Genomic DNA, 12,868 nt, shown 5'->3' with positions numbered 1-12,868 from the left:
GAGTATTATAGTCCCATTATTCGAAGAGTATTATAGTCCCATTAAACGATAAGCCTGGTCTCGGAGGTCCTTATCTGTTTCAAATAGACCACGAGCTACTGTCGTCAAGGTTGCTGTGCCTGGTTTTCTGACACCTCGCATGCTCATACACATATGTTCCGCCTCAATGACAACAAAGGCTCCTTTAGCACCTAGATACTCCATCAAGGCATCGGCCACTTCGATATTCAAACGTTCTTGAATTTGTGGTTTTTTCGAATAAACTTCAACCGTACGGGCTAGCTTAGACAAACCTGCCACACGACCATCTGGAATGTAGGCAATATGTGCTCTCCCATAAAATGGTAGAAAGTGGTGTTCACACATAGTGTGGAAAAAGATATCTTTTTCTACCACCATATTATCGTCAATAATTTCAAAGGATTTTGACAAATGTTCCTCCGCTGTTTGACCAAGACCTGAAAAAATCTCTTGGTACATACGGGCTACACGAGCAGGTGTTTCCTGCAAGCCCTCACGGTTAGCGTCCTCTCCGACGGCCTCGATAATCATTTTTACAGCTGCTTCAATCTTTTGTGTATCCATTTTCGTTCTTCCTCTCCATCAGATAGGCTCTCACTTGGCTCAAGAAATACAAGGAACCCGTGACAATCCTAACTGTTTGTTTCTCTTCTTTTTTATCTGTCAATTTCTGCTCTAGAAAATCCTGCCAACCTTGGTAGCTGAGATTTTTAGACTTGGCTGCCTCTTTCAGCACGTTTTCATCAGTCGCCCGACTATCGTCAAAATGTGTCAGGGTAAGCTCAGTATCTGGCATGGCCCCCAGCAAGTCCAACATATCCTCCAAGGCCTTGGTTTTGATACAAGTAAAGAGGATTTCCTTACGATAATCCGCAAAGCGTTCTTGCAAGGTTGCTAATAAAGCCTTGATAGCATGGGGATTGTGGGCTCCATCCAAAATCATCAAGGGTTCTCTTGACACGACCTCCAGACGCCCCGGCCATCTTGTTTCTTCCAGAGCTTTAGCAAGTAAGGTATTAGCTGGTAGCTCTCGACCATCTTCTTGACAAAAAGTATCAAGTAAAGCTATAGCCATCCCAGCATTCTCTATCTGGTGCAAACCAAGCAGTCCAGTCTGGAAGCGACCTTGTCTGAGAGAACTAGTATAGTCAAAGACTTCGCCTGTAACCACACTCTTTTGATGGCTGACCTGATAATCTGTCCCGTAGGCAAATCTCGGAGCATCTTTCCCTTCCGCAATGCGGTCAATCACAGCCAAAGCTTCTGAAGCAATACGACCTGTCACCAAGGGAATACCTTGTTTGGTAATGCCAGCTTTCTGCTCTGCTATGGCTTCCAAGGTGTCACCAAGTAGGGCTACATGGTCCAATCCAATAGTCGTAATTCCTGTCAAAATGGGCTGACAGACATTGGTGCTATCTAAAAGCCCACCCATGCCGACTTCCATGATAGCCACATCTACTTGCTCTGAAGCAAAGTAGTCATAGGCTATGGCTGTGATAATCTCAAACTCGGTTGTGCCCTGTAAATTAGCGACCGCTTCTCCCTCCAGCAAAGACTGATAGTCTGCCATGAGGGTTTCTAGCTTCGCTTCTGGGATAGATTCCCCATTGATGCTAATCTGATCTGTGTAATGAATGAGATAGGGCGAACTGAACACGCCTACTCTCAGACCTAGCTTTACGAGCATATTTTTCAAAAAAGCAATGGTCGAACCCTTGCCATTGGTCCCTCCGATATGGATGACCTTGAGTTTGAGATGGGGATTGCCACGCAAAGCTAATAGTTCCACCATTCGTTCCAAGCCAAAATGCGGTTGGTCCGTCCGGTAGTTGGCAATCCACTGATTGTTTTGAATCTCTTTCATCTTATTTATATTGTTTTAAATCTAGATTTTCCGCTTCATCAGCCAGACGAATAGCGGAGGCAATTTCAACTGCCATCCTGTGACTAGCTACATCATGCACGCGCACCACTTCTACTCCCTGCCTCGCAGCGATACTGGTTACCTGAGCCGAAGCCGTATCTCGATTGCGGAAACCAAGTTCTGTCTCAGGATTGACTTCAAAACCATTTTCTTCAAGGATGTTGATGACAAACCGCTTGCGCGACACTCCAAGAAAGATTGGATAGCCCTTCTGATGGAGTTTATTCAGGTCCCGTAAAAGAAGCAAATTTTCTTTCTTGGTCAGACCAAAGCCGATTCCTGGATCCAACAGGATATTTTCTTGTGCGATTCCAGCTTGATTCGCTCTCGCTAAGGCTCTGTCAAAGAAAGCCTCCATCAAGTCTTCGATTGGCAATATTTCAAAGTCAGCTAACTCTTCCTCTGTAAAAGCTTGTCCAAAACCAAAATGAGGAAATATAAGCGAGCTAGGGTGCTGAGGTCGCGCCATGACTGGATTAAACATGATGACTACTTTCGCACCAGCCTTAGCAACCTCATGGGCCATTTTCTCATCACCCATAAGACCAGTGATATCATTGACTAGATTGGCACCAGCAGCCAAAGCAGCTTCTGCTACTTGACTCTTCCAAGTATCAATAGAGATGAGAACATCACTTTCCTTGCGAATCGCTTTAATCACTGGAACAACACGCTGGATTTCCTCTTCTATCTCAACATAGCTGCTTCCCGGCCGAGTCGATTCTCCGCCGATATCTAGCATACTAGCCCCTTCTGCTATCAATTTACGAGCCTGCTGGAGTGCTTGCTCAAGAGCAAAAAATTGACCACCGTCCGAAAAGGAGTCTGGGGTTACATTGATAATTCCGCAAATAGCTGTCTTTGCATGATTGGCTTTACTTGACATATCTGTCACTCCCTCAAGGCTTTTCACCATATTATTTCTCTATTTTACCATAAAAAGAAAAAGATGGACACGATTGCATTCATCTTTTTCCCAGTAGAAACAAGTAAGCAATTGTCAAAAATCTTAAACAGAGATTCCTAATGTCCGACTCAAAATCACCACGAGAGCCAACAAACAGAAAGCAACCCCATTCACAATCATGTGAAGTAAGATAGACATTTCCAAACGTTGGGTCTTGTAAGCCGTCCAAGATAGAACGATCGACATACCTCCATAAATCAATAAAGAAGGTAAATTACTTGGTTGATGCAATAAAGCAAACACAACCGTACCGACTACAAATCCCAAATTTTCCTTGCCTCGGAAAATCTTTTTAGGAACAATCCCACGGCACAAGATTTCCTCACAAATTGGAGCAAGCAAGGCCAACAAGAAGAAACTGGAAATCAGAGAACTATTCTGAACCATATCGTTAATCTGAGACTGGTTACCTGTTGTCGTCTCATTTGACAGTTGCAACAAGATAGAACCAAGTATATTTGAACAGATAATGACTAAATAACTCAAGCCCAATCGTGCCAAATCCTTAGCTCTAAAAAATGAAAAATTGAAACTTGCTAATTGCGTTTTACGAGCTCCAATAATAAATAGCACCAGAACCACAATCGAAATACCAGCAACTATCAGTCCTGACTGCAACAGTGGTACTGCATTTAAAGTTAAAATAGCAGTAACCCCTATAGGAATCTGATATAAAATTGTCGCCAGAAAAAAGATTAACAGCCAGCCTGCACGATTCAATAATTCTTTCCACATATTTTTCTCTTTCATCACCTATCTCCTTTGTATTCAAAAAGGGGGAAAATCCCCCTGGGTTATCCTATTATAAGGCCATGCTGATGTAGTTAAGGATAAACAAGGCATCCAAAATCCAAATCATGACATGAACATCTTTAGCTTGACCTTTGACAAGCTTAGTCAAAGTGTAAGTCAAGAAACCAACTGCAATCCCTTGAGTGATAGAGTAGCTGAATCCCATAAAGATAGATGTGAAGAAAGCAGGAACCGCTTCAGACATATCGTCCCAATGGATATTTTTCAAGCTAGCCAACATCATAATCCCAACGATAATCAAGATTGGAGCTGTAGCGGCTGTTGGTACAATCGCTAGAAGTGGACTAAAGAAGCTTGAGATCGCAAAACAGATAGCTACAACCAAGGCTGTCAAACCAGTACGTCCACCTGCACCAATACCAGCAGCAGACTCAACATAAGTCGTTACGTTCGAAGTACCAGCGATGGCACCAATTGAAGTACCAATCAAGTCAGAGTAAAGAGCCTTATCCAACTTAGCTGATTGGTGATTTTCACCATTTGTCGCTACGATACCAACTTTTTCACCTGTACCGATCAAGGTACCAATTGTATCAAAAATATCTGTCAATGAGAAGGCAAGAATAGCCATCAGAGTTTCAGGCAAGCGAGCTGTATCTGAAATCAAAGCTCCCAAACCTTCTGAACCAAGAGCTACACCAAAGACTGTCTTCAAGTCTTCAAAGGCTGCACCAACATGGTTATTAGCAAAATCGATGCTTGACAAATCTACCAAACCAACTGCGATAGCAAGAATAGTTGTTGTCAAGATAGAGAGGATAATTCCCCCTTTAATTCCTTTGATAACAAAGAAGATTGTAATGGCCAGTCCTGCAAGTGCCACCAAAACAGCTGGGTTATTAAAGTCAACCAATCCTGGAACTGCTGATGCATTTGCTGTAATCGTTGCTTTAGCTTTGTCAGCCCCTTCTCCTACAACAGTATAGTTACCTGGATCAATCGTAAATTTCAAAAATCCAGCATTCTTAATTCCTACGTAGGCAAGAAAGACACCGATACCAGCTGAAATAGCTGAGCGAAGAGCATTTGGAATCGATTCAATGATCATTTTACGAACATTTGTCAAGGTAATAATCAATGAGATAATCCCACAGATGAAGACCATAGCTAGGGCTTCTTGCCAAGAATAACCGAGTCCAAATACAACTGTAAAGGTAAAGAAGGCATTGAGTCCCATACCTGGCGCTTGAGCATATGGCAAGTTGGCGTAGAAGGCCATCATCAGTGTACCAGCAACTGCACCGATAATCGTTGCGAGGAATACACCCTGAGCAGGCATTCCTGTTTGCGAAAGAATTTGTGGGTTTACAAAGAGAATATAGCTCATTGCAAAGAAAGTTGTTAAACCAGCGAGAACCTCTGTACGAACGTCTGTACCATTCTCTTTTAGTTTAAATAATTTATCCATTATCAATCTCCTTTTAATTTTTACGAACAATAATAGAATTATATCATTTATCATTCACTTTTTCAATATCTTTGTTTGATTTATTTAAGAATTTGATGGAATTTCTTTTTTGGTTTCGAATCTGCTTTTCTTCCTGCTTTCTGTTATAATAGTAGACATCTTATCTGAAAAGACACTAGAAAGGTCCCTATGACGAAAAAAATTATTGCAGTTGACCTGGATGGAACCCTGCTCAACTCAGACAGTCAGATTTCTGACTTTACCAAAGAAACAATAAAAAAAGTTACTGAAAAAGGGCATCAGGTTATTATTACGACGGGTCGCCCTTACCGCATGTCAAAAGATTTTTACCGTGAACTAGGCTTAAACACTCCTATGATTAATTTCAACGGCTCCCTTACTCATTTACCAGACCAAGTTTGGGATTTTGAAAAGTGTTTGACTGTAGACAAAAAATATCTGCTAGACATGATTCGACGTTCAGAGGACATTCAAGCCGATTTTATCGCTGGAGAATACCGTAAAAAATTCTACATTACAAATCCTAATGAAGAAATTGCCAATCCCAAACTATTTGGCGTAGAAGCTTTCCACCCTGAAGATCAATTTCAGTCTGAATTAGTGACCAAGGACCCTAACTGTATCCTGTTACAGACCAGAGCCAGTGACAAGTATGCCTTGGCAAAAGAAATGAACGCCTTCTACCAGCATCAACTGTCTATCAATACCTGGGGCGGTCCGCTCAATATCCTTGAGTGTACCCCAAAAGGTGTCAATAAGGCCTTTGCTTTGGACTACTTGCTCAAGGTAATGAACCGCGACAAAAAGGATTTGATTGCCTTTGGAGATGAACACAATGATACCGAAATGCTAGCTTTTGCTGGGAAAGGTTATGCAATGAAAAATGCCAACCCAGAGCTACTCCCCTATGCAGATGAGCAAATTTCCTTGACAAATGACCAAGACGGGGTTGCCAAAACCCTGCAAGACTTATTCTTATAACCTATACTGATACTCAATGAAAATCAAAGAGCAAACTAGGAAGCTAGCCGTAGGCAGTACTTGAGTACGGCAAGGCGAAGCTGACGTGGTTTGAAGAGATTTTCGAAGAGTATGACCAGCTTGCAAGCTGGTCTTTGTGCTCTTTTCACAGTCTCATCAACCAGTTAATCGATTGTTCTACTTTTTGCCTCCAAAACCTTGGAAAAGGCTTTCTTTTGTGATATAATTCACATATAAATACAAGAGAGCTCGTCATACTCGACTCTGTTGATACAAAATCAATCCAGTCCTGTTTCTCCTGCTCTCCGTTAATATCAAGGAGGATAGCTATGAAAGCTGTTGTTGTAAATCCAGAAAGCACTGGTGTTGCTATTGAAGAAAAAGTACTCCGTCCACTTGAAACTGGGGAAGCACTTGTAGAAATTGAATATTGTGGTGTTTGCCACACTGACCTCCACGTTGCCCATGGTGACTTTGGTCAAGTACCAGGCCGCGTCCTAGGACACGAAGGTGTTGGTATCGTTAAAGAAATTGCCCCAGATGTTAAAAGCCTTAAAGTCGGCGACCGCGTCAGCGTTGCTTGGTTCTTTGAAGGATGTGGCACTTGCGAATACTGTACAACTGGTCGCGAAACCCTTTGCCGTACAGTGAAAAATGCCGGCTACTCAGTAGATGGTGGTATGGCTGAACAATGTATCGTAACTGCAGACTATGCTGTTAAAGTTCCTGACGGACTTGATCCAGCCCAAGCCTCTTCTATCACATGTGCTGGTGTAACAACCTATAAAGCTATTAAAGAGGCCAAAGTTGAACCAGGTCAATGGGTTGTTCTTTACGGCGCTGGTGGTCTTGGTAACCTAGCTGTTCAATATGCTAAAAAAGTATTCAATGCTCATGTCATCGCAGTTGATATCAATAACGACAAACTTGCCCTTGCAAAAGAAGTAGGAGCTGACATTGTTATTAACGGCCTCGAAGTTGAAGATGTACCTGGACTCATCAAGGAAAAAACTGATGGCGGAGCTCATTCAGCTGTCGTAACTGCTGTGTCTAAAGTTGCCTTCAACCAGGCTGTTGACTCAGTTCGTGCTGGTGGTCGCGTTGTCGCTGTCGGCCTTCCTTCTGAAATGATGGAACTCAGTATCGTAAAAACCGTTCTAGATGGAATCCAAGTCATCGGTTCTCTCGTTGGAACTCGTAAAGACTTGGAAGAAGCCTTCCAATTCGGTGCAGAAGGTTTGGTAGTTCCAGTTGTTCAAAAACGTCCAATAGAAGATGCCGTAGCCATTTTCGACGAAATGGAAAAAGGTCAAATCCAAGGACGTATGGTACTCGACTTCACCCACTAATCTATTAGAAACCTATTTTAAAAGTTGGAATGCGCTTCCAACTTTTTTATATTAAATTTTTAAATAAGGATTCAAAAAAACTTCTCTAAAACTCAATATATCAATATTTTCAGATGTAATCTTTTTAATTATTTTATGATAAATAGTTGATTTTTAGATGAAAACGGTTTATACTTAAAAAGTCTTAAAGTTTTCTTAAACGAAAACTAAAACAAAAAAGGAGGAATGACAATAATGAGTATCGGAATCATTATTGCGAGCCACGGCGAATTTGCTGCGGGTATTCATCAGTCAGGATCTATGATCTTTGGTGAACAAGAAAAGGTTCAAGTTGTAACCTTTATGCCAAATGAAGGTCCTGATGATCTATACGCTAAGTTTAATAACGCTGTTGCTGCATTTGACGCAGAAGATGAGGTTCTAGTTTTGGCTGACCTTTGGAGTGGATCTCCATTTAACCAAGCTAGCCGCGTGATGGGAGAAAATCCTGAGCGTAAGTTTGCCATCATCACAGGACTTAACTTACCGATGTTAATTCAAGCCTACACAGAGCGCCTCATGGACGCTGCTGCAGGTGTAGAAAAAGTCGCTGCTAATATCATTAAAGAAGCCAAAGATGGCATCAAAGCTCTTCCAGAAGAGCTAAACCCAGTTGAGGAAGTAGCAAGCGCTGCAGCTGCTCCAGTTGCCCAAGCTGCTATTCCAGAAGGAACTGTCATCGGAGACGGTAAACTCAAAATCAACCTTGCCCGTCTAGACACTCGTTTACTTCACGGTCAAGTTGCAACTGCTTGGACTCCAGATTCAAAAGCAGATCGTATCATCGTTGCTTCAGATAACGTAGCTAAAGACGAATTACGTAAAGAATTGATTAAACAAGCAGCTCCAGGTAAAGTGAAAGCAAACGTTGTTCCTATCCAAAAACTAATCGACGTTGCAAAAGATCCTCGCTTCGGAGAAACACATGCCCTTATCTTGTTTGAAACACCTCAAGATGCCCTTCGTGCTATCGAAGGTGGCGTGCCAATCAAAACTCTTAATGTTGGATCAATGGCTCACTCAACTGGTAAAACAATGGTTAACAACGTTTTGTCTATGGACAAAGAAGACGTTGCTACATTTGAAAAAATGCGTGACCTTGGTGTTGAATTTGATGTACGTAAAGTACCAAACGACACCAAAAAAGATTTGTTTGACTTGATCAACAAAGCGAACGTGCAATAATCGATTTTATGAAAGGATTTTAAAGATGTCTATTATTTCTATGGTTTTAGTAGTCGTTGTAGCCTTCCTAGCAGGTCTTGAAGGTATCCTCGACCAGTTCCAATTCCATCAACCAATTGTAGCTTGTACCCTTATCGGTCTTGTTACTGGTAACCTTGAAGCAGGGATTATCCTTGGTGGTTCTCTTCAAATGATCGCCCTTGGTTGGGCTAACATCGGAGCTGCCGTAGCTCCTGACGCTGCTCTTGCTTCTGTTGCTGCTGCCATTATCATGGTTCTTGGTGGCGACTTTACTAAGACAGGTATCGGTGTTGCCCAAGCGGTTGCTATCCCTCTTGCAGTTGCTGGTCTATTCTTGACTATGATTGTCCGTACACTCTCTGTCGGATTGGTTCACACTGCTGATGCTTCTGCTAAAAAAGGTGACTTTAAAGCAGTTGAACGTGCTCACTTTGTCGCACTTCTTCTTCAAGGTCTTCGTATTGCAATCCCTGCAGCACTCCTTCTAATGGTACCAACTGAAACCGTACAAAGCATTCTAAATACTATGCCTGATTGGCTCAAAGATGGTATGGCTATCGGTGGTGGTATGGTCGTTGCCGTTGGTTACGCTATGGTTATCAACATGATGGCAACTCGTGAAGTATGGCCATTCTTCGCTATCGGTTTCGTGCTTGCTGCCGTGTCAGATATCACTCTAATCGGATTTGGTGCTATCGGTGTTGCTATCGCTCTTATCTACCTTCACCTTTCTAAAACTGGTGGAAATGGTGGCGGAGGAGCCGCAACTTCCAACGACCCAATCGGCGATATCCTAGAAGACTACTAAGATAAGAAAGGACTGAAAACATCATGACTGAAAAACTTCAATTAACTAAATCAGATCGTAAAAAAGTTTGGTGGCGTTCAACTTTCTTACAAGGTTCTTGGAACTATGAACGTATGCAAAACTTGGGTTGGGCTTACTCATTAATTCCAGCTCTTAAAAAACTCTACACTAAAAAAGAAGATCAAGTCGCTGCTCTTGAGCGCCATCTTGAGTTCTTCAACACTCACCCATACGTAGCCGCTCCAATCATGGGGGTTACTCTTGCACTTGAAGAAGAACGTGCTAACGGTGTTGAAATTGATGACGCTGCTATCCAAGGGGTTAAAATCGGTATGATGGGACCTCTTGCTGGTATCGGTGACCCAGTATTCTGGTTTACAGTACGCCCAATCCTTGGATCACTCGGTGCTTCACTTGCCCTTACTGGTAATATCTTAGGTCCAATCCTCTTCTTCGTTCTTTGGAACTTGATTCGTATGTCATTCTTGTGGTATACACAAGAGATTGGATACAAGGCTGGATCAGAAATCACTAAAGATATGTCTGGCGGTATCCTTCAAGACATCACTAAAGGAGCTTCTATCCTTGGTATGTTCATTCTTGCTGTCCTTGTTCAACGTTGGGTAAATATTAAATTTGCTTTCGATGTTGCCAAAGTTCAACTAGATGAAAAAGCTTATATCCATTGGGATAAATTGCCAGAAGGATCTAAAGGTATCCAAGAAGCATTCGCACAAGTAGGACAAGGATTATCTCAAACACCTGAAAAAGTTACTACTTTCCAACAAAACTTGGATATGTTGATCCCTGGACTATCAGGACTACTCCTTACTCTCCTTTGCATGTACTTGCTTAAGAAAAAAGTATCTCCAATCACTATTATCCTTGCACTCTTCGCAGTGGGTATTGTGGCACATGTTCTTCACATCATGTAATCAAGCAACTTAAAAGGAATCAGGTTCTAAAATCTGATTCCTTTTTTCTATACTTTTATTCGGCCAAGGCACCCATTGGATCCCATGGTGCAAGGACGATTGGTTCTGCTTCATAGGCAGCTAGTTCTTCTGCTGTTAGTAATTCCTTACGAACAACAATTTGATAAGTGTATTCGTCCATCCAAGCATCTGAAGCAACAAAGTAACCATCTGTACCAACCTTGTCTCCCCATGAGTTTTCAACCTTCCACTTGGTTGACTTGCCATTTTCATCCAAATCCACACCTGTCAAGACCATGGCGTGGGTCATCAAGCTCTCACTGTAATCCAAACGTCCAGCCTTGTCTTGAGTGAGTTTAATGTCCATGCTTGATTCAAAGTCATAAACATCTGTCGCAAGGATCCCAGCTTTACGATTGCTGAGTTGACCGACATCTGATCCAAACCAAACAGTCTCACCTGCTTGCATTTGGGCAATCGCTAATTCTTTCAAGCGTTCCATCGGTACATTGATGTAACGAACCGCACGGCTACCAACCACATTCCCCAACATCTCAACTGTGTAAGATTTGCCGTAAGGCTTGTCAGCAGTTGGGGCATTGATAACAGAAACATAGTCCTCTAGAGGAAGATTGACATATTTCTTGTAAAACTCTTGTGGTGTGATGCCCTTTTCGCTTTGGTAGTTGTTATCCTTATCGCGATAAGCAAAGTCAAATTTACGTGGTGGAAGGCCTAGGGACATAGCAAGAAAATTAAAGATTTCTTGCAAGAGGTCTTCTTTCTTAGCTTGAACAGTCGCTTGGTCTGCACCAGAAGCGAGCAAGTCACGCAAGATTTGAGCATCTTGACGAAGCAATTTGTTGAGAATGGCATTTAGCTCACGACTACTGCTAGATGAAACAGATTCAGGGTAAACCGACTTAGGAACGACACCGTATTTCTCAAAGAGAGACACCACCATATCCCACTGACCTCCGTCTTGTTGTGGTGTTTGGAGTAGGAATTTAACCTTACGGCTGGTCAAGTCTTGGTCTGCAGTCGCAATGACTTGCTCCAAGAACCAGTTTGATTTCTCATACTTGTCCCAGAAGAAGGTGTGGGCCTGTGATAACTCAAAATTTTCCAATTTATATTGTGAAATGAGTTTGTGGCGGAAGGTGTTAAGAGCTGCAAACATCCAGCAACGACCAGACGCTTTCTGGTTGGTTACCTTGTCCTTAGTCAAATCCAATGAGAAAACAGGTGTATTGTCTACATGGCTTTGGCGACGTTCTAGGGCTGCAAAAATTCCATTGTGGCTGGCTGCATTTTCAATCGCTTGGTATTTGACATTTGCTTCATAATTGGCAAATAATTTATCAGTAAATGATTCTTGAATCGCGTTCATAGATTCCTCCTTTTATTCTACAGTCTATTATAACTCTTTTCACAAAGGAAGCAACTGAAAAACATAAAAGGCAAGGATATTCTTCCTCACCTTTTTCGAATATAAACCAAATTAAGTAATACTAGCAAGAAGATTTTCTAATTCCTCCTTGGTCAAGCGACGCCATTCCCCTCGTTCTAAGTTCTCATCCAATACTAGCGTTCCCATAGTCAAACGTTGCAAGTCTACTACTTCCTTGCCACAGTAGCCCACCATACGCTTGATCTGATGAAACTTCCCTTCTGCAATGGTCACACGGATTTGGCTTTGATTCTTTTCTGGATCTATGGACACAATCTCCAGTCTAGCGGGCTGACAGGTAAAGTCTTTGAGCGGAATGCCCTTAGCAAATATATCCACATCTTCTTGGGTCATGATTCCCTTGACTTGTGCCAGATAAGTCTTGTCCACATGACGCTTAGGTGAAAGAAGAGCATGGGCAAGCTTGCCGTCATTGGTCAAGAGCAAAAGACCATGCGTGTCAATATCCAAGCGTCCTACTGGGAAAACTTCCTTGCTCCGAGCCAAGTCATCCAGCAAGTCCAGAACGGTTCTGTGCTTGGGATCCTCAGTCGCTGAAATAACTCCTTGGGGCTTGTTCATCATGTAGTAGACAAACTCCTCGTACTCCAGCACTTGACCGTCAAAGCGAATCTCATCTATTTTTTCATCAATCTGCAATTTAGCTGATTTCTCTTTTTTACCATTTACCGTCACGTGCCCAGCCTTGAGCAAGTTTTTGACCTCAGTCCGGCTCCCCACAGCGCAGGCAACTAAAAATTTATCTAATCTCATAGAATCATTATACCATATCAAAAGGAGGCCGTCTCAATAACCAACCTCCTTTTCGTTTCATACTCTTCAAAAATCGCTTCAAACCGCGTCAATGTCGCCTTGCCGTATGTATGGTTACTGACTTCGTCAGTTCTATCTGCAACCTCAAAACAGTGTTTTGAGCTGGCTT

General features: G+C 42.3%; 12 protein-coding genes. 5 read left to right on the top strand and 7 right to left on the bottom strand.

Going from position 1 to position 12,868, the window contains the following annotated elements:
* Positions 1-30: 30 nt before the first annotated feature.
* From folE to QM408_RS04875, 5 genes are all read right to left on the bottom strand, one after another.
* Complete coding sequence (folE, locus tag QM408_RS04895; protein ID WP_000380917.1) at positions 31-585, bottom strand: GTP cyclohydrolase I FolE; 555 nt, start codon at positions 583-585, stop codon at positions 31-33.
* A complete protein-coding gene (locus tag QM408_RS04890; RefSeq protein WP_261057062.1) occupies positions 566-1,888 on the bottom strand; it encodes a bifunctional folylpolyglutamate synthase/dihydrofolate synthase in 1,323 nt (440 codons plus the stop codon). Before QM408_RS04890 ends, folE begins: the two co-directional genes overlap by 20 nt.
* 1 nt (position 1,889) lies before the next feature.
* Entirely contained in the window at positions 1,890-2,864 is a 975-nt protein-coding gene (gene folP / locus QM408_RS04885; RefSeq protein WP_414373804.1) for a dihydropteroate synthase, read from the bottom strand.
* 93 nt (positions 2,865-2,957) lie between these two features.
* Positions 2,958-3,665, bottom strand: a complete 708-nt coding sequence (locus QM408_RS04880) for a CPBP family intramembrane glutamic endopeptidase (protein WP_261051445.1) — start codon at positions 3,663-3,665, stop codon at positions 2,958-2,960.
* Positions 3,666-3,717: 52 nt separating this feature from the next.
* Positions 3,718-5,136 (bottom strand): NCS2 family permease, encoded by a 1,419-nt coding sequence (locus tag QM408_RS04875; protein WP_414373802.1) that lies wholly within the window; start codon positions 5,134-5,136, stop codon positions 3,718-3,720.
* A 189-nt stretch (positions 5,137-5,325) separates the two neighbouring features.
* On the opposite strand from QM408_RS04875, the gene QM408_RS04870 reads away from it, so the two are divergent.
* The 5 genes from QM408_RS04870 (at position 5,326) to QM408_RS04850 (ending at position 10,475) form a co-directional block, all read left to right on the top strand.
* Complete coding sequence (locus QM408_RS04870) at positions 5,326-6,138, top strand: Cof-type HAD-IIB family hydrolase (protein ID WP_414373800.1); 813 nt, start codon at positions 5,326-5,328, stop codon at positions 6,136-6,138.
* 329 nt (positions 6,139-6,467) lie between these two features.
* Positions 6,468-7,487: an alcohol dehydrogenase AdhP gene (adhP, locus tag QM408_RS04865; protein ID WP_000649144.1), complete on the top strand. Its 1,020-nt coding sequence runs from the start codon at positions 6,468-6,470 to the stop codon at positions 7,485-7,487.
* 234 nt (positions 7,488-7,721) lie between these two features.
* The gene (locus QM408_RS04860; protein WP_000021970.1) at positions 7,722-8,711 is read left to right on the top strand and encodes a PTS sugar transporter subunit IIB; all 990 of its coding nucleotides are present in this window, start codon (positions 7,722-7,724) and stop codon (positions 8,709-8,711) included.
* A 25-nt stretch (positions 8,712-8,736) separates the two neighbouring features.
* The gene (locus tag QM408_RS04855) at positions 8,737-9,540 is read left to right on the top strand and encodes a PTS mannose/fructose/sorbose transporter subunit IIC (RefSeq protein WP_261045312.1); all 804 of its coding nucleotides are present in this window, start codon (positions 8,737-8,739) and stop codon (positions 9,538-9,540) included.
* Positions 9,541-9,563: 23 nt separating this feature from the next.
* On the top strand, positions 9,564-10,475 hold the full coding sequence (locus tag QM408_RS04850) for a PTS system mannose/fructose/sorbose family transporter subunit IID (protein ID WP_084926981.1): 912 nt from the start codon (positions 9,564-9,566) through the stop codon (positions 10,473-10,475).
* A 55-nt stretch (positions 10,476-10,530) separates the two neighbouring features.
* Here QM408_RS04850 and pepC read toward each other — a convergent pair whose 3' ends face one another.
* Positions 10,531-11,865 (bottom strand): aminopeptidase C, encoded by a 1,335-nt coding sequence (pepC, locus tag QM408_RS04845; RefSeq protein ID WP_049492743.1) that lies wholly within the window; start codon positions 11,863-11,865, stop codon positions 10,531-10,533.
* Between the two features lie 111 nt (positions 11,866-11,976).
* Positions 11,977-12,699 (bottom strand): pseudouridine synthase, encoded by a 723-nt coding sequence (locus QM408_RS04840; protein ID WP_414304547.1) that lies wholly within the window; start codon positions 12,697-12,699, stop codon positions 11,977-11,979.
* Between the last annotated feature and the right edge of the window lie 169 nt (positions 12,700-12,868).

Source organism: Streptococcus mitis, assembly GCF_047464965.1.
Classification (GTDB): domain Bacteria; phylum Bacillota; class Bacilli; order Lactobacillales; family Streptococcaceae; genus Streptococcus; species Streptococcus mitis_DU.
Note: the sequence above shows the minus strand (reverse complement) of the source record. Positions and strands in the feature narration are given on the sequence as shown.

What these genes read in the sequence shown, in the direction of transcription:
- QM408_RS04880 (WP_261051445.1), bottom strand. Translation starts at nt 3,665, where the DNA reads ATGAAAGAGAAAAATATGTGGAAAGAATTATTGAATCGTGCAGGCTGG.
- folP (WP_414373804.1), bottom strand. Translation starts at nt 2,864, where the DNA reads ATGGTGAAAAGCCTTGAGGGAGTGACAGATATGTCAAGTAAAGCCAAT.
- QM408_RS04855 (WP_261045312.1), top strand. Translation starts at nt 8,737, where the DNA reads ATGTCTATTATTTCTATGGTTTTAGTAGTCGTTGTAGCCTTCCTAGCA.
- pepC (WP_049492743.1), bottom strand. Translation starts at nt 11,865, where the DNA reads ATGAACGCGATTCAAGAATCATTTACTGATAAATTATTTGCCAATTAT.
- QM408_RS04850 (WP_084926981.1), top strand. Translation starts at nt 9,564, where the DNA reads ATGACTGAAAAACTTCAATTAACTAAATCAGATCGTAAAAAAGTTTGG.
- QM408_RS04890 (WP_261057062.1), bottom strand. Translation starts at nt 1,888, where the DNA reads ATGAAAGAGATTCAAAACAATCAGTGGATTGCCAACTACCGGACGGAC.
- QM408_RS04840 (WP_414304547.1), bottom strand. Translation starts at nt 12,699, where the DNA reads ATGAGATTAGATAAATTTTTAGTTGCCTGCGCTGTGGGGAGCCGGACT.
- QM408_RS04860 (WP_000021970.1), top strand. Translation starts at nt 7,722, where the DNA reads ATGAGTATCGGAATCATTATTGCGAGCCACGGCGAATTTGCTGCGGGT.
- folE (WP_000380917.1), bottom strand. Translation starts at nt 585, where the DNA reads ATGGATACACAAAAGATTGAAGCAGCTGTAAAAATGATTATCGAGGCC.
- adhP (WP_000649144.1), top strand. Translation starts at nt 6,468, where the DNA reads ATGAAAGCTGTTGTTGTAAATCCAGAAAGCACTGGTGTTGCTATTGAA.
- QM408_RS04870 (WP_414373800.1), top strand. Translation starts at nt 5,326, where the DNA reads ATGACGAAAAAAATTATTGCAGTTGACCTGGATGGAACCCTGCTCAAC.
- QM408_RS04875 (WP_414373802.1), bottom strand. Translation starts at nt 5,136, where the DNA reads ATGGATAAATTATTTAAACTAAAAGAGAATGGTACAGACGTTCGTACA.